This is a genomic window from Desmonostoc muscorum LEGE 12446, assembly GCF_015207005.2.
Lineage (GTDB): Bacteria > Cyanobacteriota > Cyanobacteriia > Cyanobacteriales > Nostocaceae > Nostoc > Nostoc muscorum.
In genome coordinates this window covers 3,485,812-3,511,009 of sequence record NZ_JADEXS020000001.1, presented here as the reverse complement: position 1 = coordinate 3,511,009, position 25,198 = coordinate 3,485,812, and the positions used below count along the sequence as shown (strand labels likewise).

17 protein-coding genes are annotated in these 25,198 nt (G+C 41.6%); 5 read left to right on the top strand and 12 right to left on the bottom strand.

Going from position 1 to position 25,198, the window contains the following annotated elements; genetic code table 11:
• Positions 1–130: 130 nt before the first annotated feature.
• The 4 genes from IQ276_RS15060 to IQ276_RS15045 form a co-directional block, all read right to left on the bottom strand.
• Positions 131–937 (bottom strand): hypothetical protein, encoded by an 807-nt coding sequence (locus IQ276_RS15060; RefSeq protein ID WP_193919476.1) that lies wholly within the window; start codon positions 935–937, stop codon positions 131–133.
• Between the two features lie 205 nt (positions 938–1,142).
• Complete coding sequence (locus IQ276_RS15055) at positions 1,143–3,890, bottom strand: putative type IV secretion/conjugal transfer ATPase (protein WP_235115684.1); 2,748 nt, start codon at positions 3,888–3,890, stop codon at positions 1,143–1,145.
• Positions 3,844–4,215, bottom strand: a complete 372-nt coding sequence (locus IQ276_RS15050) for a hypothetical protein (RefSeq protein ID WP_190878548.1) — start codon at positions 4,213–4,215, stop codon at positions 3,844–3,846. The genes IQ276_RS15055 and IQ276_RS15050 overlap by 47 nt, the downstream gene beginning before the upstream one ends.
• A 15-nt stretch (positions 4,216–4,230) precedes the next feature.
• Positions 4,231–4,857, bottom strand: coding sequence for a hypothetical protein (locus IQ276_RS15045; protein ID WP_190878546.1), 627 nt, complete (start codon positions 4,855–4,857; stop codon positions 4,231–4,233).
• 1,349 nt (positions 4,858–6,206) lie between these two features.
• Between IQ276_RS15045 and IQ276_RS15040 the strand changes: the two genes are divergently transcribed.
• From IQ276_RS15040 to IQ276_RS15030, 3 genes are all read left to right on the top strand, one after another.
• Positions 6,207–7,760 carry a substrate-binding domain-containing protein gene (locus IQ276_RS15040; RefSeq protein WP_193921331.1) on the top strand — a complete coding sequence of 518 codons (1,554 nt, stop codon included), beginning with the start codon at positions 6,207–6,209 and terminating at the stop codon, positions 7,758–7,760.
• A 461-nt stretch (positions 7,761–8,221) separates the two neighbouring features.
• Positions 8,222–12,181, top strand: a complete 3,960-nt coding sequence (locus IQ276_RS15035; RefSeq protein ID WP_235115683.1) for a beta strand repeat-containing protein — start codon at positions 8,222–8,224, stop codon at positions 12,179–12,181.
• Between the two features lie 697 nt (positions 12,182–12,878).
• A complete protein-coding gene (locus IQ276_RS15030; RefSeq protein ID WP_190878540.1) occupies positions 12,879–13,112 on the top strand; it encodes a DUF3134 domain-containing protein in 234 nt (77 codons plus the stop codon).
• A 100-nt stretch (positions 13,113–13,212) separates the two neighbouring features.
• On the opposite strand, the gene mltA is transcribed toward IQ276_RS15030, so the two are convergent.
• On the bottom strand, positions 13,213–14,472 hold the full coding sequence (gene mltA, locus IQ276_RS15025) for a murein transglycosylase A (RefSeq protein ID WP_193919976.1): 1,260 nt from the start codon (positions 14,470–14,472) through the stop codon (positions 13,213–13,215).
• A gap of 78 nt (positions 14,473–14,550) precedes the next feature.
• On the bottom strand, positions 14,551–15,885 hold the full coding sequence (locus IQ276_RS15020) for a proton extrusion protein PcxA (RefSeq protein ID WP_193919978.1): 1,335 nt from the start codon (positions 15,883–15,885) through the stop codon (positions 14,551–14,553).
• A 78-nt stretch (positions 15,886–15,963) separates the two neighbouring features.
• Between IQ276_RS15020 and IQ276_RS15015 the strand changes: the two genes are divergently transcribed.
• Positions 15,964–18,204: a PD-(D/E)XK nuclease family protein gene (locus IQ276_RS15015; RefSeq protein ID WP_193919980.1), complete on the top strand. Its 2,241-nt coding sequence runs from the start codon at positions 15,964–15,966 to the stop codon at positions 18,202–18,204.
• Positions 18,205–18,326: 122 nt separating this feature from the next.
• Here the strand turns inward: IQ276_RS15015 and IQ276_RS15010 are convergent, their stop codons facing one another.
• Both IQ276_RS15010 and IQ276_RS15005 read right to left on the bottom strand, forming a co-directional pair.
• Positions 18,327–18,764, bottom strand: a complete 438-nt coding sequence (locus IQ276_RS15010; RefSeq protein ID WP_193919982.1) for an NUDIX hydrolase — start codon at positions 18,762–18,764, stop codon at positions 18,327–18,329.
• A 72-nt stretch (positions 18,765–18,836) separates the two neighbouring features.
• Positions 18,837–19,274 (bottom strand): YidH family protein, encoded by a 438-nt coding sequence (locus tag IQ276_RS15005; RefSeq protein ID WP_193919984.1) that lies wholly within the window; start codon positions 19,272–19,274, stop codon positions 18,837–18,839.
• 251 nt (positions 19,275–19,525) lie between these two features.
• Between IQ276_RS15005 and msrA the strand changes: the two genes are divergently transcribed.
• On the top strand, positions 19,526–20,194 hold the full coding sequence (gene msrA, locus IQ276_RS15000) for a peptide-methionine (S)-S-oxide reductase MsrA (protein ID WP_235115682.1): 669 nt from the start codon (positions 19,526–19,528) through the stop codon (positions 20,192–20,194).
• Positions 20,195–20,352: 158 nt separating this feature from the next.
• Here the strand turns inward: msrA and IQ276_RS14995 are convergent, their stop codons facing one another.
• From IQ276_RS14995 to IQ276_RS14980, 4 genes are all read right to left on the bottom strand, one after another.
• Positions 20,353–21,546: a serine/threonine protein kinase gene (locus IQ276_RS14995; RefSeq protein ID WP_193924045.1), complete on the bottom strand. Its 1,194-nt coding sequence runs from the start codon at positions 21,544–21,546 to the stop codon at positions 20,353–20,355.
• 437 nt (positions 21,547–21,983) lie between these two features.
• Positions 21,984–23,051 (bottom strand): dTDP-glucose 4,6-dehydratase, encoded by a 1,068-nt coding sequence (rfbB, locus tag IQ276_RS14990; RefSeq protein ID WP_193924047.1) that lies wholly within the window; start codon positions 23,049–23,051, stop codon positions 21,984–21,986.
• Positions 23,052–23,098: 47 nt separating this feature from the next.
• Positions 23,099–24,100, bottom strand: coding sequence for a glycosyltransferase (locus tag IQ276_RS14985; RefSeq protein ID WP_193924056.1), 1,002 nt, complete (start codon positions 24,098–24,100; stop codon positions 23,099–23,101).
• 260 nt (positions 24,101–24,360) lie between these two features.
• Complete coding sequence (locus IQ276_RS14980) at positions 24,361–25,062, bottom strand: DUF6391 domain-containing protein (protein WP_235115681.1); 702 nt, start codon at positions 25,060–25,062, stop codon at positions 24,361–24,363.
• Between the last annotated feature and the right edge of the window lie 136 nt (positions 25,063–25,198).

Genomic DNA, 25,198 nt, shown 5'->3' with positions numbered 1-25,198 from the left:
TCGATTTACTATGTTTTTTTAGGGTGTGTTAGCGACAGCGTAACCCACGCTCAGACGACATTTTAAAAGTAGTGGCGGATGTATCAAAAACCAAGAGTGAAACACTGCACGAATGACTCCTGAATTCTTCCTAATTATCAATTTTTCTGCCAAATAAATCTATCTGAGAAGTAGCTCGCAAAAGTCGCGCTGCTTCGGTGGATGTTTCAACTCTGCGAGCGCGATTTGCTTCTTCTGTCTGTTGAGAAATGTTTGCTAAATTTAAATTGGAGTATTGCAAAGACTGATTAGCTTGTATTGTCTGAGCAAATGTTTCACCGACAATTTTTGATTGTTCCTGTTGAATTTTTAACATTTGTGATTGATTGGCATTTAGCAATTGTGCTAAAATTGCTGTAGCTGGATCGAGTTTACTGGCATCAAAAGCAGGAATAGGAATTTTATTTAACAACTCTTGGGTCTGCTCTTCGGCTGCTTGAGTAAACCCTGCAATATTTTCTAAACTTTTTTGTGTATCTACTAACTTTATCTTTGAACGAATTTGTCCATTTTCACCGAGAACACTTGCTGCTGCTCCACGGGTAATTACACGATTGAGTTCATTGCTAACTAAATTTCCTCGCACCGCTGCATTATTTTCAAAACGATCCGATCTAGAGTAGAGAATTAAATCATCACGAACTCTTTGCCCCGCAGTAACGGGGTTGGGTATGTTCAATTCTCCTTTGGCGTTATTCAGAGCATTTCGACTCTGTAGTTCTACAGGCTTTAAGTTGTCAGTCAGATTATATTGGAAGTAGTTTTGCAAATCTGTGGAATATGATTGAAAATCAGTCCAAACTTTACCTAATTGTGATGTGTTAGTAGTATATTGGGCTGCTACAGGTAGAATTGCCAGAGATACTAAAGTCAATGTCAAAATGGTAGTTTTCTGCATACATCTGTACGTGAAAAAGGTAGACGGAATTATTGAGTGGGTAAGAAAGTTGGCTGGGGTATTATTTAGGGATTTGGCAAAAATAAACGAACCGCAGAAACACAGAGTACACGGAGATAATGAGGAAGAGAGGATATTTTAGGATTTATTACTCTCTGACTAAGTTTTGCAATTCCTGTTAATTGCTCACAGATATCCTCCCAGATTAACTACTACGTAATGTTGCTACTAACTGACGTGCAAATGCAGAAATTGCTTCATATTTATCGCTGTGAATTTGCATCATTTGGCTACGTGCAGTTTGTTCATAGGGGTTGTTAGCAACTGCTGCTAATTGTTCGTAACCTGGATAGTAACGGCAGAATGTGTAAACACCGTTATCATCTAGCAGCCATTGGCTATAAATGCCTTCTTTGCGTGGAAAAAAGCTTTCTGAGGCATTACGGGCAATAATTTTGCGGGGATATTTTAAGATGTCTGCAAAACTATCTACTGCAACTGGTTGAATGCGTCCAATTAATCGGGTTGTTAAGTTTTGCAAAATTTTCGATGCAGCTTTAGATCTGGCGATGGTGTCAGGATCTTGTGCTGATAAAATAACTCTGATGCCGGCTTTGGCGCCGTTGGCACAAATTCGACCAACTAAGTCGGAAATTTGCTCGAATTCAAATAGAATCGGGGCTTCATCGATAAAGAATATGGAAGCGGGACTACTTAATGCGCGTCTGAGTGCGGCTGAATAAGCACTTAAAGATAGTACGGCTGCATCTTCACTATCTGAGAGGTTTCTGAGGGCAAAAACCAAAAGTTGGGCGTCGGTGGGAAAGCTGGATGGTGCAGAAATAGCTTGTCCGACGCGGCTAGAAAGCCAAAACCGCAAGCGTAGCTGAATTTGACTGAGGGCGTCTTCTACTCTCCCACTGATTGAGCTGAGCTGCAAATGTTCTGGAGAACAGAAAACTAAAAAATCCTTTAACGTAGGGGTTTTCTGCCAAGCTGGAGAACCGAAGCCTCCCGCCATTGCTTTGCGATATCGCTCTTTGATACCTTCATCAGCAAAGAAGACTTCTAAGGCTAAGTTGAGGATCGATCGCACTGTTTGCGATAAGATTTGACTTTCGGTAGACGATCCTAGAACCATTGTCATTAAAGCTGATTCTAGAAAAGAGGTATAATCAACCAAGCGATCGCGTTGTTGTTCTATATCTAGCGATCGCAAATCTGGTTGTTCAAATAAGTTATTCGATTGTTTGGAAATATCAAAATAGGCTCCATTCCCCTCCATGAACTGCGTATAGTCAGTAAAGGTAGATGTACCATCAGGTTTAGGGAAATCTAGTGCCACCACCGGAATACCATGTGCTAAAGCTTGAGTTAAAATCCCCGATACCAACACCGATTTACCAGCACGAGTTGTGGCAAATAAAGCTAAATTTTTGTGTTGGTTAAACAAATCCAAATGTACGGGTGTTCCGCCTTCTTCAGCAATCAATTCAAAGCCTTGTCTATCACCTCTTTTGGTTAAAACCAAAGGCATTAATCCGGGAACTTCACTTGTCAAATACAACTGGCGACGATTGAAGGGTGTTGCTAACAAACCTTCCCAAACTATGGGGAGAGTTTGCAGCCAGATTTTCCAGGCGTACTCAGTTTCTCTAATTACCTTTGCTGGACGTTGAAAACAGTTTTCAATATATCTTGTGGCCTCATCTAATTTCTCAACAGTCGGCCGATGTACCAAAATGACAACACTCGTATAAATCGGAACAGCACCCTCATATAATTGTTCTTGTGCTGCTACGGATTTTTTTAACTTTAATTGAGCGTTGACATCAATAGTTTTGCTTTTTTCTTGAGCTAAAATCGTTGTCATGTTTGACTGCTTCAGCACTCGTTGGAGAGTAGTTTTTACCAATGCTGGATTTGCCGCAGTCAATTCACAAAAAATTTCTGTATCTACTACTGTTTCTCTGGCTAATAATTCCCACAAATACCGCAGTTGAGCCGATTTATTTGGCCAACCACCGGGTTTTTCCAGAAAAGACATTGTGCCAATATAACGATTGTTAACATTTACCCAACGGCGATCGGCACGAGGTACACTCGACTCCATCAGCAAAGTTGTACCGTGGATATTTTCTATCAACAATTTACTACTAGCTAAGTCGGAATTAACTTCTTCGTGTAGCCCATCTTCATCTAAAGTGATTAATTGGGGAATCTCTATTGGCTGGGTATCATTAAATCTTTTCCAGACATCTTCCCAGAGTTCATCTGCACTCAAAGCTTTGACATCTAATCCCATTTTGTTAGATAAAATTTGCTCCCAGCGAGAAAAACCCTGTTTGTAAGCATTGGTAATTACAGTTTCCAGGCGCTGGTTTTCAGCTTCTGAGAGTTCACCTTTAAATTTCAACCACCATGATTCAGCTCTCACTAGAAGTTTTTCTATCCAATCATCTGCATTTTTGGAATTTCCTTCTACAGTGTAAGTCACATAAATCCGCAAAAATTTTGGCTTACGAATACCAGAACTAGTAAGCTCTTTAATTCTGGCTCTCTCGGCCATCAACAAATATTTAATATCTCGTGATGGCGCATTTCTGATTAATGATGCTAATTCTTTTTGGCGCTCTTTATCTGAACTAAAAGATCCCAAATGCAGTGTCATCCTTTCACCGCTAGGAATATCTTTTAATCCAGCTTCAATATTATTAAAAAGTGTATCGATTTGTTCTGGTCTTAAAGTGGTATGAATTCCCTTACAGTCAAAACCAAAAACAAAGCAGAGCCGATCCTTTTGTATGCCTTTTGTCAATAGATAAGCACCAATATCACGTCCATTCATCGAGACGCGCAGCATTGTCGCCAGGTGTAAGGCATCTTCAAATGGTGTTAATCTAGTTTCACTTCCGGCGCCGCTGACGCTTTGTTTTCCGATTTTTTGCTTCATGGTTAACTTCCAGTAAGCTTTGATAACGAGCAAAGCCTCTTGTCCAAGCGGGAACGCCAATAAATTTGCTTAAAAAACTCCAACTTCTCCCGCCAGTTAATATCCACCAAGTTCCGATTCCCCAACCAGTCATTAGTAGCGTCCACAGCCATTTTTGAAATTCTTCTTGGAAAAGACCGCCAAAAATCCCATTGATAATTAAGTAGGATGATAAGGCGATTACTGTCCAAGGAAGAATTTGGTCGGCTGGAATTGGCCCTAATGAAGGTTGGCTTCCTAGAACTTGGTTAACTGGACGAAATTCTTGTTCCCGCTCTTCAGACATTTCTAATATCTTAAATTATTTACTGCTATCGCCAATTACAAAGCGTGTGAGTACATCAGCAATGGTAACAGCTACAACAACTAATAGGGGAGTTCTGGCGATACTTTGCCAATCTTCATCTTTACGGACTGCGTTGATTACACCAACCAAAGAAATTGCAATATACAGCAAGAAAAGTGCCCGCAATATATTAAATATCAAACTTACTGCGGTGTCGCTACCACCACTGTTTGTTGTTGAACCATCTGTTGATGATAAAGTCTTTTTGAAAAACTTTTCCGCTTCGCCAAAAAACTGCGCTTGTGCAGGAGCTGCAAAGTAATCTAACCAAAATAAACTCAGGACGATCGCTGTTGCTAGGATTTGTAATATTATCAGCGATCGCCTTGGCAAATTCACCTGCTGCCCGATTTTGTGCGTGATGACTGCAATTAAACTACCAACAAGTAAACAAAATAGCAGGATAGGACTTTTTAGGCTGATAACGCTTACAAATACAGCACAAGCAATCAAAAAAGGTACAGATTCAACCAAAATAACCAGACTTGATTTCAGTGCCAGTGTTAACTTATGAGATCCTGTGGTTGCACTACCAGTTAAAGCTTTGAAAAAGTTTCTCTGGTGAGAACTTTGTCTAAACATTTGCTAATTTTCCTATGGTGTACTATGGGCGTTGGTGGTTTCAAATTTTACAGACAAGATAATTTTACATGATTTAACATTTATTTTTCCTCAAATTATAAAGTTCAGCAAAGTTATACATCATAATACGATTTTTTATTAATTTAAGTTAACAAAATATTAATATTTATTTAATAAGTGTCTATGGCTTCAGAAACTAGGTTTTTAGCTCTTAACCATAACTGCTACAGTCTTCCTAAAGTTTTTCTCTGCCAGGGATTTTGTTTTAATTATCAGTTTGAGGAATCCAGTGGTAATACCAGACAATCCTTGGTAGGATAGCGCTATTTAATTCCTATAGCCAGAGTAAAGTCTGAATCCCTTGTCCAGAGATAGTTTTGCCCATTGGGCTTAAGTAGTTAACTTGCTGCCTCACCTCAATTGCCACAAATTTGGCAAACAAATGAAGCCAACGGCTGCCATATCCCATTTGCCAAGGCTTTTGGGAATACTTTTAGAGATTATACTAGCACTACCATTCACATCCGTGTTAATCAGTCTACGGCCACTACCACTAAGTAGGCTACGTTTTATGCTTTTAGGGACTTCCAAAAAATAAACTATCCAAAATTAATTACTTGTATATTTGTGGCGGTGCAAGGCCTTGCGCCCCCACGATGTTTAATTGGAAATCCCTTACCTAAATATTTAGAATGTTTAGAAATTCGTTGATTGTCGATAAAAGATACTCAAACTTAGGCATTGACGAAAAAGACCAAATAGAAAATGTATGTTTTCTCCTAATATACATAATGATTCATTTGTCAAGAAGATAAATTATATTCTAAATCCATTGCAACGTTGAAAGTAAAATTTTACAAGCAAAACCATATATATATAGGTTATGGGGGAAATTTTCATATTTTACTCTGGTGACATTAATAAAAACCAGTCAGAAGCTAATTTTTAAACCCTGCTCTAAATGGGAGCAATATAATTAATTCTTTTAATCTTTCCATAATGCAATCATGATTGGAATTTTACCTTAACACTCTACTGTTAAGTTCGTTGGTAAATTCTAACAGCTATTACTCATAGCAGTCCTAGAAAAATCGTCAAATCCTTACTTTCTTTGATTTGCGCCTTTGCTAATAGCTGATGGCGCCGTGTCGTGCGTCTATATCAAAGAAAGTGATGTTCATGTTATTTGCTCTTATTTTTTCACTAGTTTGTGCAAACTTGTGATTGATAAGTAAGTTTTTAGTGCCAAAATTTTGGACTTGAGAGGAGCTTATTTTTAATCACTAGTTTGATAATTGATTTCGTTTTTTTCAAGTGTAAATTTCCAGGTTAATTTCAAGGAGCTTGACATGGCTTTTGATCGCCAATCGAATAAGTTGACAAGTTCAGTTTCTGTACTTGCCATAACAATTAGTTTAGTAGCAGCTCAATCTGCTACTCAGAAATCTCTAGCTCAGTTCGCCACCAGTCCTGCTCCAACTGGAGTAACCCCAATAAATGGAGCAGGTGCAAGTACTGTAAATACTTTGTTTGTAGGTACAGGGCTTAACTCAGCAGGACAGCCAAATCCATGTCCTTTTGGTCCGAAAGGCTCATGGTTTAACGTTTTCGGTGTTGGAAATACTGGTACAACAAATCCTTCGCCCCTTAATGCTGATGTAACGTCTGTAGGCGCTGACACTTGCCCAGTTGGAACTTATGGCCCTGTAGTTAATAACGACACATTCAGATATGCTTCGGTTGGTAGTGGCGCAGGCATATCAGCTTTTTTCACTCCACCAGGCACACCAACTGTAGTTGTTGTTCCATCACGACCAACACCTGACAATAATACTAACATCGTAAGCGCAATCTCTTTTGCAGCTACTGACGATCCCTTAGCAGGAACACAAATAGAACAAGTAGCTGCTGGCACTGCCACTCAGCGTACTGGAGGTGGAAAGGCCATTCAAGTGCCTGTGGTAGGTGTCGGAATCACCTTATCTTACAACCGTACTGGTCTTACCATACCAGCAGCTGGACTTAAGTTTTCCCGAAATACTTACTGTGGTATTTTGAATGGTAGCATCGTAAATTGGAACGATTCTAGAATTAGAAATGATAACGGTGGCGCAGTAATTGCAGTCAATTTACCCATCAGAGTTGTACGCCGTAGTGACAGCAGTGGTAGCACTTTTGTTTTAAGCACTCATTTAAATACTGTGTGTCAGACTGCTGTAGATCCTACACTTCCAGTTCCGGGTCTTACACCAGGAGTTAAATCGACTAGTGTATGGAATAGAGGAGTGGGGAGCGTAAGTACTTCAGGCACCGTACCCCCAGCACCACCAGCTAATACAGTTGTTTGGCCAGCAAGTTTCCTATCTGCCTCAGGAGGTGGAGGTGTAGCCACTACAATTGCAAATACTCAGGGTGCAATTGGTTACGTAGATAGTGCTACCCGCTTAGCTAGAAGTTTACCTGCTGCACTCTTACAGAATAAATCAAATTCATACATTGGTCCGACAACAACTGGAATTCAAAATGCTTTGAGTGTTGGAACCATCGTCAAATATGGTACTGCTCCCAATAACAGGCTGATTAGAATTGATAATTTGGCCAACACAACCAATTCAACTGCCTATCCCATTTCCACAGTAACTTACACGCTGTTTTATGACGCGTATCAAAACACTACTACAGGCAATTTGATAGCAAGTCATATCAGAACCTTGATCAACTGGGCTTTAGCAGATTCGACCCAACCAGTTCCTCCCGCCACTAATTCCTCCAACCCCACTCCAGACCAGATAGCTATAAATCGGGGATATGCTCCTCTTCCCAATAACATCAAAACTGTGGCTAGAACTGTTGTGAATACTTGCGTAAACACTGCTACTGGTCCTTCTCCTTGCACCCCTTAGGTTTCTAAATCGACCCAACAACCTGTTGGAAAATTCAGTTGTTAATTTAGTTGTCGCATTTTAATCGCCATTAATGGTGTTGCTGAATTTAAATATGAAATTTCAAACTTCAAGGGTTGAAACCTTTGTTTTTATCCCTTTGTGCGAAACCAAATTCATACTCTTAATCAGCAACACCCTATTTCAGTATTTGTGAAAAAATCTTGACAATAATACGAAAATTGTGCCTGTTTAATTACATATAGCTACTTATTAAAAATACTATCTACTTCGTAAAAACAAGTAAAAAATAGTAATTATTTTAATAATCAAAAAAATATATTAACCTCCAGCATTCCTCTCATAAAAACACGAGAATTTTCAATTTAATTTACTTAACCTAAATTTTAACTAATGCTAATGTTATTTGTTTAAAAATTTTAAATCTACCCCATTGCTAACAACAAACATACAAAAAAATCATGGCTGATCCATTATCCAACCTTTCGGAGCTTAACGGCAGCAACGGCTTTGCCATCAACGGCAGTGGCACAGACTCCTCAGGCAACTCAGTCAGCAGTGCCGGAGACGTAAACGCTGACGGCATCGCCGACCTAATTATTGGCGCACCCGGTAGCGGAAAGAGCTACGTAGTATTTGGCAGCAGTAGTGGCTTTAGTACCACTCTCGACCTGTCAACTTTAGATGGCAGCAACGGCTTTAGCATCAACGGTGGTGTCAGCGACTTCTTTGGCGGCTCAGTCAGCAATGCCAAAGACGTGAATGGTGACGGCATCTCAGACCTGATTATTGGCGCATCCGGTGCAGCTTTGGGAGCAGGAAAGAGCTACGTGGTGTTTGGCAGCAGCAACGGCTTTAGTGCCCAACTCGACATTTCTAATCTCAACGGCAGCAACGGCTTTGCCATCAACGGCATTAATGGGCGGAACTCTGATGGCTTCTCAGACTCCTCAGGTAACTCAGTCAGCAGTGCTGGAGACGTAAACGGCGATGAAATCTCAGACCTGATTATTGGCGCATCCGCTGCGGCTTCTGGTGCAGGGCAGAGCTACGTGGTGTTTGGTAGCAGCAACGGTTTTAGCCCAACTCTCGACCTGTCAACTTTAGATGGCAGCAACGGCTTTGCCATCAACGGAAGTGGCACAGACTCCTCAGGCAACTCAGTTAGTAGCGCTGGAGACGTAAACGGCGATGAAATCTCAGACCTAATTATTGGCGCACCCGGTAACGGAAAGAGCTACGTGGTGTTTGGCAGCAGTAGCGGTTTTAGTGCCAGCTTTGACCTATCTAGTCTTAACGGTAGCAACGGCTTTGTGGTCAACGGCAGTGCCACTGACTTATCTGGTGCTTCAGTCCGCAATGCTCAAGACATCAACAACGACGGGATTTCAGACCTGATTATCGGTGCATATAACACGGCTTCCGGAGCCGGAAACAGCTACGTGGTGTTTGGCAAAAGTAGCGGCTTTAGTGCCAGCCTTGACCTCTCGACTCTTGACGGCAGCAATGGTTTCGCCATCACAGGTATTAACGGCAATGATGCCTCAGGCTACTCAGTTAGCAGTGCTGGGGATGTCAACGACGACGGCATCTCAGACCTGATTATCGGCGCTCCTTTTGCCTCTGAGTTTGCCGGACAAAGCTATGTGGTCTTCGGTAGCAGTAACGGCTTTAGTGCCCAACTCGACCTCTCCAACCTTGACCCAACCAAGGGCTTTGCCATCAACGGCATTAATCCTAATGATTCTTCAGGTATTTCAGTTAGCGCTGCTGGGGATATCAATAATGATGGTGCTGATGATCTAATTATCGGTGCAACTGGTGCCAATGCTGGTGCTGGTTCTAGTTATGTTGTCTTTGGTACTCCGCAACCACAACCCGAACCTGAACCCGAACCAAAACCACAACCACAAGTCATATTCAATCTCTCAACTCTTAACGGCAGCAACGGCTTTGCCATCAACGGCAGTGGCACAGACTCCTCAGGCAACTCAGTCAGCAGTGCCGGAGACGTAAACGCTGACGGCATCGCCGACCTAATTATTGGCGCACCTGGTAGCGGAAAGAGCTACGTAGTATTTGGCAGCAGTAGTGGCTTTAGTACCAATCTCGACCTCTCTAATCTCAACGGCAGCAACGGCTTTAGTATCAACGGTGGTGTCAGCGACTTCTTTGGCGGCTCAGTCAGCAATGCCGGAGACGTTAATGGTGACGGCACCTCAGACCTGATTATTGGCGCATCCGGTGCAGCTTTGGGAGCAGGAAAGAGCTACGTGGTGTTTGGCAGCAGCAACGGCTTTAGTGCCCAACTCGACATTTCTAATCTCAACGGCAGCAACGGCTTTGCCATCAACGGCATTAATGGGCGGAACTCTGATGGCTTCTCAGACTCCTCAGGTAACTCAGTCAGCAGTGCTGGAGACGTAAACGGCGATGAAATCTCAGACTTGATTATTGGCGCATCCGCTGCGGCTTCTGGTGCAGGGCAGAGCTACGTGGTGTTTGGTAGCAGCAACGGTTTTAGCCCAACTCTCGACCTGTCAACTTTAGATGGCAGCAACGGCTTTGCCATCAACGGAAGTGGCACAGACTCCTCAGGCAACTCAGTTAGTAGCGCTGGAGACGTAAACGGCGATGAAATCTCAGACCTAATTATTGGCGCACCTGGTAACGGAAAGAGCTACGTGGTGTTTGGCAGCAGTAGCGGTTTTAGTGCCAGCTTTGACCTATCTAGTCTTAACGGTAGCAACGGCTTTGTGGTCAACGGTAATGCCACTGACTTATCTGGTGCTTCAGTCCGCAATGCTCAAGACATCAACAACGACGGGATTTCAGACCTGATTATCGGTGCATATAACACGGCTTCCGGAGCCGGAAACAGCTACGTGGTGTTTGGCAAAAGTAGCGGCTTTAGTGCCAGCCTTGACCTCTCGACTCTTGACGGCAGCAATGGTTTCGCCATCACAGGTATTAACGGCAATGATGCCTCAGGCTACTCAGTTAGCAGTGCTGGGGATGTCAACGACGACGACATCTCAGACCTGATTATCGGCGCTCCTTTTGCCTCTGAGTTTGCTGGACAAAGCTATGTGGTCTTCGGTAGCAGTAACGGCTTTAGTGCCCAACTCGACCTCTCCAACCTTGACCCAACCAAGGGCTTTGCCATCAACGGCATTAATCCTAATGATTCTTCAGGTATTTCAGTTAGCGCTGCTGGGGATATCAATAATGATGGTGCTGATGATCTAATTATCGGTGCAACTGGTGCCAATGCTGGTGCTGGTTCTAGTTATGTTGTCTTTGGTACTCCGCAACCACAACCCGAACCTGAACCCGAACCCGAACCTGAACCCGAACCCGAACCCGAACCCGAACCCGAACCCAAACCTCCACAACTGATAAATAGTGGTAATGATGTCTTTAATATCAAAGGTGACAATCCTACAGTAAAACTCAAAGTTGCTATCACAGGCAGTAATTCTCGGGTGGTGAATGAATTGGCTGTATATAGTGTTGATGATGCTACAGGCAAAATTGACGGTATTGCTCCAGGGGAAGCAGGTTATGCCCGCAAAGCTCTAGAACGAGGACAGGTGATTCTCTCAGCTATTGCCAATCAACCCAATGGGTTCAGCAACAGTCTTGTCGAGAATTTATTAGAATTTTCGTCTGATACTAACCTGAGATTTTATTTAGTCAAAAATAGTACAACGGAAAATGTGCTGAATAATATCACACCAATCACTGAGGTACTATTTTCTGACCCCTCAAACCAAAAGATTACAAGTTTAGATAACAATGCATTTTCTCTAGCTTGGAAGGATAGTTCTGGTAATAGCACTAATGACTTCCAGAATCTGGTAGTAAAAATTCAGCCTACAAATGACCCATTACCTTTGGGTACAAGTCTACAAGACCAGCCACAAGCAGAATTGATTGACTTAAGGGATGTTGAACAACAGGTAACAGCTAATTTTGTTGTCAATCGAGAAGCTGCATTCAATAATTTCGTGGGATTCTATAAAGTAGCTGATGAAAATGGTGGTATTGATACCAATGGCGATGGTACGGTAGATATTCTTGTTGGTCAAGCTGGTTATGCCCAAGCCGCAGTCCGTCAGCGCGTTGCAGGAATTGACCTCACGGTAAACAACCAAGGTACAGCAACTTATACTGATACTTTCGAGCCTGGTTCCATCTTTGCACCATTTATTATCATCGATGGCAGACCAGATGCCATTTTAGATAACAATTCTAATAATGATCCATCAGTTTACTTTTCATTCTTGGGTGCTAACACTGACAAGGTAGATCATATTCGTCTGTTAGGGAGTAACACGTTTGGCTTTGAGGATTTAGCAAATGGTGGTGACAAAGATTTTAACGATGTTATCATCCGAGTTAATTTGAGTGTTGTCTAGTAATTTTAGGAGTTTATAACCACTAAAAAAGGTGAACAAAGCAGTCTTGGGATAGCCGAGTGTATCAATATCACAACTCTCCTCGCCTTGTTCACCTTTGGGGTTCCTGGATGGTAACATCTGGCGTTGGGCACTAACTACAAGCTCAAAGTAAGGATTTGAGCGAACCAGAAGTCCTGCCCACCTTACTTTATCTGATGATGCGAGACCTTCGGTGAGCTTCGCTAACGCGATCGCTATTTATTCTTTAGCTAGCATTACTTGGTAAAAATTAAAACTAGTTTTATAAGCATATTTAGTGAACTAAAAGTCGTAGTCGAATACTACTCTACTGTTTTGAGTCACCAAGTTATGTATGGGTCAGAACAGTTGAAAAAAGTTCAATCGTCAACTATGTTATCATTAGATAGGTTGAGAAATATTTTCGGTCATCTTAGTGACTACATGGAGGCCTCTCCGAATCTAAATCTCTACACCCTTTGATTCTGGAGGTATTTTATGTCAGTAATTGACCTGAAAAATTTACTTTCGAGTATTCCGAAAATTAAAATTTTTAGCGAAGTAAATTTACTGGAATACCTCTGAAAAACTGACATATATTACTGTCACAAATTTACATAACGGACAGTAAACTATGTCAAAAACCGAGATAGCATACGGTTACTACTTGAACTTATATCAGAAGTGAGTTTTTTTTATGCCTACAAGTCCTTTGCGTGAAGAACCTCGTAATCAACGAGCGCCTGTAATTCGTACAAGTAATGAATTTATTCTTTTGGAATGGCTAAAGTCAACTGGTCGTCTCATCGAGCGTGAACATCAAGAATCTGACTATCTCGGTGAAGTAGAAGAAATCTCAGAAATGATAGATCTTGATGATATTCCTTACGATCATGATGATGACGATGTTGATCTGGATTTAGAAGCTTAGTACCGCTTTGGGTAATTTGTAATTCTTACAGCAGAATTCAGGAGTCAGAATTCAGAATTCAGAATTCTGAATTCTTCTTCAAAATCTAAAATCTTATGGTCTACTTGAGTAATAGATAAAATAATTGCCCATTACTAACTGTGACGCCAGCGCGATCGCCTGCTATTTTACCAGTACCTAAAAAATAATCTACTCTACCTGCACCTTTAATTGCACCTCCGGTATCTTGGTCGAGAACATAGCGGCTAATAATTCGTTCTTCCATGTTTCCGGTAGAATTAACAAAGGGAATAGAAGCACGAATCAACGCCAAAGCACCAGGAGGCATGAGAGATTTATCTGTAGCGATAGAACGCTCTGCTGTTAGTGGCACATTAATAGAACCTTGGGCTGGTTCACCGTGGTTTTCTTGAAAAAAAACAAAGCTGCGATCGCGCGGAATATAAATATTTAATTCTTGGGGATGTTTTTGGAAATAATCGAGAATAATTGGCATTGTCATACCTTGTAGCGGTAATTTGCCATCATTTGCTAATTCTCGACCAATACTTTTGTAATTATAAGCAGTATTACCTGCATAACCTATAGTTGTTTGAGTTCCATCAGTTAGTTGAAGTTTGGCTGAACCTTGAATTTGAACCATATATGGTTCGAGGCGATCGCGGAACCAAAACAATTCTAAGCCTCGCAATTTACCTTTTACGCCTTGTAAACCATCTGCTCCTTCTAATTGTAAGCGTGTAGGATGAGGTTTAGACCAGGAGTTGAAATCAGGAGGTAATCGATAAACCGGATAGCGGTATTCTGCTGTGGGGACGCGACTGGCGGCGTAAAGCGGTTCATAGTAGGCGGTGAATAAAACGGCACCTTTGCTATCTTTACCGACTGACTGGTAATAAACAAATTCTCGTTCTATGGCTGTATATAACTCTGTTGGAGAATTAGTTTTTAAGAGAATTTCGCGGAATCTTTGCAAACTTTTGAAGACGCGATCGCGGTTAATTCCAGTCGCGGGATATTTTTGGTAAGCAGCCGCAGCATTAGAAGTTTGGAGGTATTGTAAACTGCGATCGATAGCTGTCAATAATGCCTTTTTATCTGGTATTTTTCCATAAATAACTTCATCCAAACAAGAAGCGTCACCCTGACAACAAGTAATTGGTTTTCTTTGAATCAATACATTTTGATTTTCACCTGTCAACGACACTGGTATATCCCACTTCTTCACCCGACATTCTGGCGGACTGAGTTTTGGATTTGCCAAAGATTGTATCCTCAACAAAGAAATTGACAGAACTACAATTACACTAATAGCCAGAAAATTATTAAATTTTAATAACTCAGCAAATATCTTGTTCATCAAATTTAGACTACAAAAATTTTCCCATTCCCCACTCCCTACCCTCACACAGAAATTTTCGGTTAGTTGCTAATTCGGTTATTCATTCATATTCCGGTAAGTAGCTACTGCTGAAGGCGATATGCGGTTCAAATATCGGAATATCCAATATTTAAAAATAGTATCTAAAATCACTGGGAATGTGGCAATAAATAAGAATATAAAATCTCGATTTGCCGGTAATCCCCAATGGCGCGATACACCTTCTAAAAGTACTTCCCAACCGTGAGGAGAGTGGAATCCGACAAATATATCGGTAAACAAAATGATAATAAATGCCTTAGCACTATCACTCAGCCCATAGACAATATGATCGAAGAAATCTTTCACCACAGCAATAGAAGATTTGCTGGAAAGCATCAACCAAATAAAAGCAATCACAGAGAAAACATCTGCAAAAACATTTTTAATGGAATTAGAGCTTTCCTGGCGAAATTCTTCAGCAATCTCTGTTGCCTTATCTTTTAGTTCTATTTCCATATGCTCAGGCGACAATGGAGGTGCATTACTGATCATATTTTCAAACTTGATTCTTTCTTCAAACCTTTGTAATTCTCCCAGCGCTTCTTCTTCCATCTCAGAATTCAGGAATACCTGCACTTGCTCAGCAGTTCTAAATCGGTCAACAACTGGGCCTACTACAAAAGCTTTTGCTATTTGATGCGTCAAAAGTGGTACTATAATTAAGAGTAAAATAAATCTGATAGATATTATTGTTCTTCTTTGAGCCTGACGAAAACTCTGAATTACTTCTTCTTCAGAATTAGGGTCTAGTTCAACTTGCAAACGACTGATAGTACTTAAAATAGAACGGGGTAAAACGCCCATTGTATCGGTTTTACCCTTTGATTTTTTATCGGATCTTTTCTCCACATCTTTAGTTGGTATCTTAGGCGGTAATGCTGGAGTAATTGCTGAATCAATTGGTGGAGTTGGAGGTTTTACCACTACAGCGTTAGAAGTCACTTGTTCAGGAACTGTTGTGTATTTAGATATAACTCCATCGATAAAATTGAGCCTTTCTAAAACGAAAGAAGCACTGAGGTATTCTATACCTACTTTATCGGCAGCTTTTTGATTTTCTTCATCCAGAAACCAACGGCTGGCTCTAAATTCTGTAAGCCGCATTTTAGCAGTTTTTAATAGCTTGTTTAAGTCTGACTCAAAATAATCCATGACAGTGTTACTGTACATGGCTGAGTCAATGTCTATTTTATTACCATTAAAATGCTTATCTTCTATTTCCTTTATCTTTAATGCTGCATCGTAAGCTTCATGTAAAGAACGTTCAGGAGTTTGTAAGTACCGTCGATAAGCAGCAAGGAGGAAAGAATAGATTTTTTGGCTAAAAACAGAGTTTTTCATTGCAGACAATCATCCAGCATTATTTGGTGATTCTTAACCTTAAGTTAACGCACGAGGTATACTAGCAAATCTACAAGGAGAAAGTTTGTGGTTTCTCATTCGATTTGGATTGTTGGCACCAGCCGCAGTGGTAAGACAACTCGCTTAGTAGAGCAATTTTGTAGTTGGGTAGAACCTAAGAGTACGTATATTGATTCATTTTATACGAAAAAACAAGACCGTAAAAAAGGTGATAATGTCCCCAAATTTTTATATCTTAAGCCAACAGAACCAGGAGTTTTAGTTTTAGCTGCGAATGATGATAATCGTCGAGAATTTGGTGATAAAATTGTTACATCTACCTTAGGAAAATATCCGGTTCGTGCCAAGACACCGCTAGGTTTTTTTCAGGATGAGGTTATTTTATTTTGGCCATTGCTAATTAATTCGTTGAACCTGAAGGCGCAGTTTCCGGTACGATTGCGGCCGGAAACCGAACAAGAGTTAGCAACGAAACTGTGGCGTTCCCAATTAGACGAAGAAATTTTACGTCTTGCAGGTGTGAATGAGTCTCGTTTAGTGCGTCGCATCTTAGACTTATTCCAATTAGCAGCCTATAGTGGTACACCATGCGTTGATATTGCCCAGATTTTAGCCAGGGGTTTGGGGGAAAATAGCACCAATTTAGAGCCGGAATTTTTGGCGTCTTTGCTGTTAGATTGGCGTAACTGGTGTTTAGAGAGGGGATTACTAACTTATGGGATTATTACTGAACTTTATAGTCAGCATTTATTAAGCGATCGCAATTACCAACAGCATTTAACAAAACGCTATCAAGCAGTACTCGCCGATGATGTGGATGATTATCCTGGGGTAGCCCGTCTGTTGTTTGAGTTGCTCTTAGACCAAGGCGCGGTAGGAGCATTTAGCTATAATCCCGATGGTGCAGTGCGATTGGGATTAGGAGCAGACCCGAACTACCTAGAAGGCTTAGCAGACCGTTGTCGAGTAGAAACCTTAACTGAGCCGCCTCGAGAGTCCCTGGGACAACAGCTAGCTACACAAATGGTGGAATTAGTCACAGAATCCATAATGCCATTGAGTTTACCAGAAATCGTACACTCAATTCAAACCACCTCCCGCGCCCAATTATTGCGGCAAACAGCGCAAGTGATTGCCAATGCCATCCAATCACAGCAAGTTGAACCAGAAGAAATAGCGATTATAGCACCAGGTTTAGATGCGATCGCTCGTTATACCCTAGTAGAAATCCTCGTCAAGCAAAACATCCCAGTAGAATCGCTTAACGATCAACGCCCCTTAATTAGTTCACCCGTAATTCGGGCATTGCTCACCATGCTGGCACTAGTTTATCCCGGCTTGGGACGCCTAGTAGATCGGGATGCCGTGGCAGAAATGCTGGTTGTTTTGAGTCGGAAACAGCAACTACCTGAAAACTCTACAGACGCGATGAATCGAGACGCGATGAATCGAGACGCGATGAATCGCGTCTCTACAACGGATATTGACCCGGTACGCGCTGGTTTAATAGCAGATTACTGCTTTGTACCCCATCCCGATCGCCCCAACTTGCTACCAGTTTCAACGTTCGATCGCTGGGATAGAATTGGCTATGCAGCTACCACAGCTTATAACGAAATATTACAGTGGTTAGAACAACAGCGATCGCAACAAGAACAACGTTTAATTCCCAGTCCCATTTCCCTCTTAGATAGAGCAATTGTGCGTTTTTTGTGGAATGGTAGCAATCTCCCCTACGAACAACTAGCAGCATTGCGGGAATTACTAGAAACCGCCCAACACTACTGGGAAATTGATACCAGACTCCGACAAACCAATTCAAAATTATCCCCCTCATCTCCCTCATCTCCCTCATCCCCCTCAGCCACTACTATCACCGAATTCATTCAACTACTGCGACGCGGTACTATTACCGCCAACCCGTACCCGGTGCGTCCCATTGGTGGAGCCAGAAAAGCTGTAACTTTAGCAACTATATTTCAATATCGAGCTAGTAGGCGATCGCACCGCTGGCATTTTTGGCTCGATGCTGGTTCACCTCTGTGGGCTAAAGGTGGTGCAGCTACGTTATTTGGTGCGCCGTTTTTCCTGCGAGACAGGTTAGGCGAACCTTGGACAGCAGAAGATGAAAAACTAGCAGAACAACAACGACTACGCAGAATTTTGGTAGATTTGCTGTCTCGTGTATCCGAAAGAGTTTATTTGTGTCACAGCGATTTAGCCGTCAGTGGACAAGAGCAACTAGGACCACTGTTACCTTTAGTAAATGCCTGTATCACAGTTATTTCTGAAACTACTGTTAATTGAACAGGACTTAAGCGACTTCCAGAAAATAAATTATCCCAAATTATTTGCACATTTTTCGGGTAGCACAGCTGTGCTACCCTACGTTCGAGGAGCGTCCCGCTTTTGACCACCTCCGGTGTAAATTACCAGCCATACTCGCTATAAAAGATTCCTTTTTTTATATTTTCAATTGCTTGCTTTACGTATTGAACTATATTCTTGGGAAGAGCTTCAACTTCAAACCAACCCAAGTCGTCACATTTTTGAGGCTCCATATTTTCAGGTTCATATTTCCATTTAGTTGCCAAAATAAAAGCATCAATCCATTCTTCCCCAGACTCTTTGCGATGAATAATATGAACTACTTCCAAGTCTTGTATATTTAAATCTATTCCCACTTCTTCTTTTGCTTCTCTGACTACAGCCTGCACAAAAGTTTCATTTCCATCTACTAAACCGGCAACAACACTATATTTTCCATCTTCATATCCTGTGTTAAAACGTCTAATAAGCAATATTTTATCATCCTTAATCAAAATTAAGTGAGAGGCCGCTATCAGCTTAAATGGATTATTTTTCATCAGATTGATTATGAATTGCTTGGATTTTTATACAGTCTGATTAGAGGATATATATAAACTTACGCTTGGTACTTAACGCAAATTCCGTGACTGTGGTTGAGTTGGAATAGGAGAACGAAAAGGTACTTTATTACGCCATAGAATCAAAGGAATACAGAAAAGTCCTAAAAGAATTACTATTCCAGTCATGAACCAAACAATTAATCTATTTGGTTTATAGTTTCCTTCCTCAATTTGCCAAAAAACTTGGTTGTATCGCCACGCAGCTAACACAATTGTGAAAATTCCAGAAATTATCAGAGCCAGACCCAAATTTTCGGAATTAGTTAATGTATTTACCTGAGTTTCTTGTTGAGTAATAGCAACATTAAGCTGACGCAAAAATATACCAAATCGGGCAATGGCAATTCCAAAACTAATTAATGCAATAGAAGTGCGTAACCAAGCTAAAAAAGTTCGTTCGTTCGCTTGATGCTCCCTTTGACGGTCAATTTTCGGTATTTTATCCATAATTCTATTTTGGATTTTAGATTTTAGATTTTGGATTGGGAGTGCTGAGTTAGGAGTTAGGAGTTAGGAGTTAGGAGTTAGGAGTTAAGAGTAAAAGTTATTCTCCCCCTGCCTCCCCTGCCTCCCTCATCTCCCTCATCTCCCCACTTCACCGCTACGCCTCCAGTGAGGACTCTGAGAAGACCCCAAGCGATCGCCAAAATCTTTACAATGTTAAATAAGGTAAAGATGTATATTCAGAGTCAAAATCAATGGGATTATTCGGATTCGGCAAAAAGCAAAATATGCCCACGCCTGAGGAAGCTTTGCCAGGAAGGGCGCAATCTATATCAGTACCCGCTGCTCATTATGTCAACAAAAATCCCCTAAAACCTCCTTATCCTGATGGATTAGAGAAAGCAATTTTTGGTTTGGGTTGTTTTTGGGGTGCAGAACGCAAATTTTGGCAACTTAAAGGAGTTTACACCACCGCAGTGGGTTATGCTGCTGGTTTAACACCCAACCCCACCTATGAAGAGGTATGTAGTGGAAGAACCGGACACAACGAAGTAGTGTTGGTTGTGTTCGATCCGAAAGTGATTAGTTATTCCGAACTGCTGAAAGTCTTCTGGGAAAGCCACAATCCCACCCAAGGTATGCGCCAAGGTAATGATGTTGGCACTCAATACCGTTCCGGAATTTATGTATACTCTGAAAATCAAAAGCAGCTAGCAGAAGCATCGCTCGAAGCTTATCAGCAAGCCCTTAACGGCGCAGGCTATGGCAAGATTACTACAGAAATCTTGGATGCCCCTGAGTTTTACTATGCTGAAGCCTACCATCAGCAATACCTAGCGAAAAATCCCAACGGCTATTGTGGTTTGGGAGGAACAAACGTCTCTTGTCCCGTGGGTGTAGTTGAATCCCAAGTGAGTGGGTAAGGGGGAGTAGGGAGTGGGGAGTGGGGGATGAGGGGGATGAGGGGGATGAGGGAGACAAGGGGAATAATTCTTCACTCCTAACTCCTCACTCTTAACTCCTAACTCCTAACTCTTAACTCCTAACTCCCCACTCCCCACTCCCCAATCCCCAGTCCCCACTAAAACGCAGATTTGAGCAAAGCGATCGCTCTTAGCCACAACATAATACTAATGGGCGCACCAAGTAAAATACCAGCGATCGCCCAGCCTCTTTGATGGGCTTTGAATTGCTCAATACTGCGCCACGGTCTACTTTTCCAAGCCCATTCATTGCCTTTGCTACCAAGAGCGATCGCCATTACCCACCAAACATTAGGTACAAAACAGAATAACCCATACCACACTTGATTAGTCCACATCCACAGCCAAGGCATGAGGAATGCGCCCCAATTCCAACCGAGAATTTCCTCTGGGACTGTTTCATTATGATTATTGATACCACATCCAGAATTGTTGATAATTTCTTGTGGTGGTAAAAGCTGATATTTGTTTGCAGATTTGACAACTAGACCAGATTTGAGGGCTTGCAGCGCTTGACGGGCACTAGTAAATCGTTGTTCTGGTGCAGGTTCTATCAATTTTTCTAGCCAACTGATAAAACTGGGACTGAGGTTAACTCGATCTGCAAATTGCAATCGCAAATCCTGCTGGGGTAAATCAGATGGGGAGATACCAGTTAGCAAATGAATTAAAGTCGCGCCCAGTGCATAAAGATCCGATGCAGCTACCGCACGTCCACCAAATTGTTCCATTGGGGCATAACCATAAGTACCGACAACGGTGAAAGTAACGCCCTCTTTTGCCGCTTTGTCCTGAACTGCGCCAAAATCAACTAAATAAATTCGATTATCTTCGCCCCAGATTAAATTACTTGGTTTAATATCTCTATGCAAGACTCCTGGATTCAACTCATGTAAATACGTAAGAATATTTAATATTTCAACGGCAATTTTTTTAGCTCGTTTTTCACTAAACCTTTTGCCACTAGCAAGTTTATCCTTGAGTGACTCACCAGGGATATATTCTTGTATTAAGCCAAACCAGAGGGTGCGATCGTCAATACAAAAATAATCAATATACTGGGGAATTCGAGGATGATTTAGCTGTTTGAGAATTTGTGCTTCTCTCTCAAAAAGTTTCAAATCATCCCACTGCACAGTACCACCAAAAGCCAAAAGTTTGACCACAACAGTGGAATTCTGCCCTTCATCGGCTTTTAAATCCTTTGCGAGCCAAGTTTGACGAATTCCATTGTTGCCGAGTTGGCTCTGAATCTGATAACGGTCTTGTAATATCTGTTCTGCTTGCAGCATCTGACACCTGCTGGCAATTTACGCTAATTTCATTCCCTTACCATTCAAGGATAGTCATTATTTGGAGAAACTGCGGGAGCTAGCTAATTTATAGCGCTTCCCACATGGTTAACGGGACTTATATAGCAATCCGATTTGATTTCTGAATGACTTGTAGAGGTAAGGGACTGGGGATTGGGGACTGGGGACTGGGAAGGAGCAATAAAGGTGTACTGAGTTTTGTTCAAAAATCAAATATGAGTCCTATACCAAGTTGCCAAAGTTAGTATTGTTTTGAATCTAAGCGCTGCTGGACTAGCTTTCAAGTAAATAATACTATGTATCACAACTGGGTATTAAACAAATAATTAACCACACATCAACACAGATATTTGTAGGGGCGCACAGCTGTGCGCCCCTACCCATGTAGCTCATTCAAAGGACTGGGATTTGAGAAGTCATTTTACAGAATAATTTTGGCGATAGTAAGCTTGATATTCCTCAGATAAGAGAGGTTGCCACCAATCACGATGAGTCAGATACCATTCAACAGTTAAACGTAAACCCTCAGCAATTGTTACCGAAGGCGTCCAACCAAGCTCAGTTTTAATCTTATTCGCATTAATTGCATATCTCCTGTCGTGTCCAAGTCTATCCTTGACAAAAGTAATTAACTGCTTTGCTGGACGCACTGGTAAATCAGGTGCTAATTCATCCATCATTTTACATAAAAGTTCCACGAGGTTAATATTTTCTACCTCATTATTGCCACCAATATTGTATGTTTCCCCTGGCTTTCCCCGATTAATTACTACATCTAGGGCTAGACAATGATCGCCGACATAAAGCCAATCTCGGACATTTTTCCCATCACCATAAACAGGTAATGGCTTACCTATCAAAGTGTTGATACACATTAGAGGAATCAGCTTTTCGGGAAACTGATAGGAACCATAATTATTAGAACAATTTGTAATAATTGTTGGTAGTTTATATGTATGATAATAAGCACGCACTAAATGATCGCTACCAGCTTTAGAAGCTGAATAGGGACTATTGGGAGCATAAGGTGTAGTTTCAGAAAAAGCAGCATCATTTGGGCTTAAACTACCGTAGACTTCATCAGTAGAAACGTGCAAAAAGCGATAATCAGATGGCTGTGCTTTCGTCTCCCAATATTTGCGAAAAGCTTCTAGAAGAGTGAAAGTTCCTACCACATTAGTTTGTACAAAAGCACCAGGGCCGAGAATCGAGCGATCGACATGAGATTCAGCGGCAAAATGGGCGATGGTATCTATATTTTCCGTTGATAATAACTCATCTACAAGGGAGCGATCGCAAATATCCCCCTGCACAAACCGAAAATTCTCTTTTCCCTCAACTACCGCCAAATTCAGACGATTCCCCGCATAAGTGAGAGCATCCAACACCACCACCCGGTCATCTGGATAAGCCTGACACCAATGATGCACAAAATTCGCCCCAATAAACCCCGCACCCCCCGTCACCAATAATTGCCGACTCATCCAATTTCCTCTCTTCTCTCTGCGATCTGTGCGCCTCTGCGGTTAGTTTATTTCAACTTGAAATATTTTGTTCTCAGCTTACCATATATCCTCTGCACAAATAACTTAGCCATACGTATTTTCGTCAAACTCTTAATATTAGATGGCTGCTGGATTTTGTGGTCAAAAAATTCATTTAATTCATCCAAAATCACTTTTAACCGCTTAATAATATTTTCAGTTCGATATTCAGCAAAGAAATCTTCATCCAAACTTAACCCTACTGGAGACTCAAGCACCTTGAGAATACGTTGCACATCATATTCTTGTGAATATCCAGCAATTTTATAGCAGTTAAAGCCAGGATCTAAGTAATCGGACAATCCACCATTGACACTAGAAAATACTTGACATCCACAGGCAAGAGCTTCCATTGGTTGCAGACCAAATCCTTCACTAACACCCTGTTGTGCCCAGTATTCAGCGGAATCATAGAGGTAAACCTTAGCCCGGTTAAATAGTCCAGGCAAATCCTCTACATAAGAATCAACAACGAATACTTTACAACGTTTTTGTAATGCTGGAATCAACTCTTTAATTAAATATTCAGAAGATTTCCGAGCCTGAACCAAAACATCAATATCTCGTTCCAGACCTAAATTTTTAAACTCATCAGAAATTTGATTGGGCAAATAATAAATCAAAGAATTTGGTGATTTTTCTCCCCAATATCCCATTGTATAGCGACTAACAGTAACAATTGGAATACTTGCAGGCAGGCTAAACGGATAACCTGGGCTATGTGCATGGTAAACAACATTGTATTGCTTCAGCTTAGGGACAAGTTGAGCGACATCAAATCCCCAATTAATCACAAAAATGACATCATTGAGATTTTTTTCTTGCAGCAAATCATCAATGAATTGCTTACCTTTTTCCCGCTGACGATAAGTTACAACATCAGCATTACAAAGCTGCTGAACGAGATTAACTGTTTTTAACTCGGCCCAAAGACCACCGCAGGCAAATTTGCCATCTGTACCAGGAAGTAAGAAGTAAAGTTTTCTCATAATTTTTTTAGGGGAGTGGGGAGTGGGGGGTGGGGAGTGGGGGTAAATGAGAGGGATGAGGGAGATGGGGAGTTGACAGTTATCAGTTATCAATTACAGCAATTTTCAGGTAAATAGACCATGTTGTAGGGGCGCACAGCTGTGCGCCCCTACCGAGGATTGTGGTTCAAATAGATGAAAAACGCTGTAACTGTCCACTGTTTACTGTTCACTGTCCAATGCCCCATGCCCTATTCCCCACTCCCTACTCCCCACTCCCTTTATTCTTGCCAGTTTACCCTCACAAAATGCGCTTCACGTCCCCAAAGGTCACGTGTACGGATAATGTTTTCAATTGCTAGGTTAAAAGGAATGGCAGTTGTTAAGTAACGCTGTGCTATGGAACCTAAATCAGGTGCGATTTCAGCGGCTGTCGTTGCGGCTAACCCCAAACCTATAAGTTGCTCGATTGGTCGGAATGGTAGCAACAGATGCACACCTACAGCTAGTCCAGCAGTTAAGAGCATTGCTACTGATAAATTTGTGCCACAACGGGGATGTACGGCCAAATCCCATTCTCCACTGGTGAGGCGATGTCGGGCAAGTGTGACTGCACGCCGCAAATCACTGATATTAACTTCACCGTAGAGGTAGAATCCCTGCTCCGTAGACAACCCACCTAATAGTTCGTTATCTAGTTGAACTTTATTGGGTTCTGCTGTGGTGTGGTATGCACTATTTGATTCGCTCAGAACCCAAACAGTGGCATGTTCTAGGGCGTGAACCTGCCGCAGCATCAAAATTTCTTTCAACCCTGGAATGAACGATAGCTGCCTAAGTAAGTCAGCATCCTGTGTGGAATACGGAAACTCTGAGGGTTGGGATTCTGAAGTTGGAACTTTCCCCGAAAGAGGTGTCGTCCAATCAAAGTTAAAAAATTCCAAGGGAAACGAGCCACCTTGAAAAGAAGCAGAAGTATTCATGGGAACACTGCTCTCCAAGCCGATGGAGCAACATAGATTTCTTTCAAATGTAGCGCTTGCACCATTGAATTGTTGCTAATTTTTGTTATTGGGGATTGGGGATTGGGTATTGGGTATTGGGGATTGGGTATTGGGT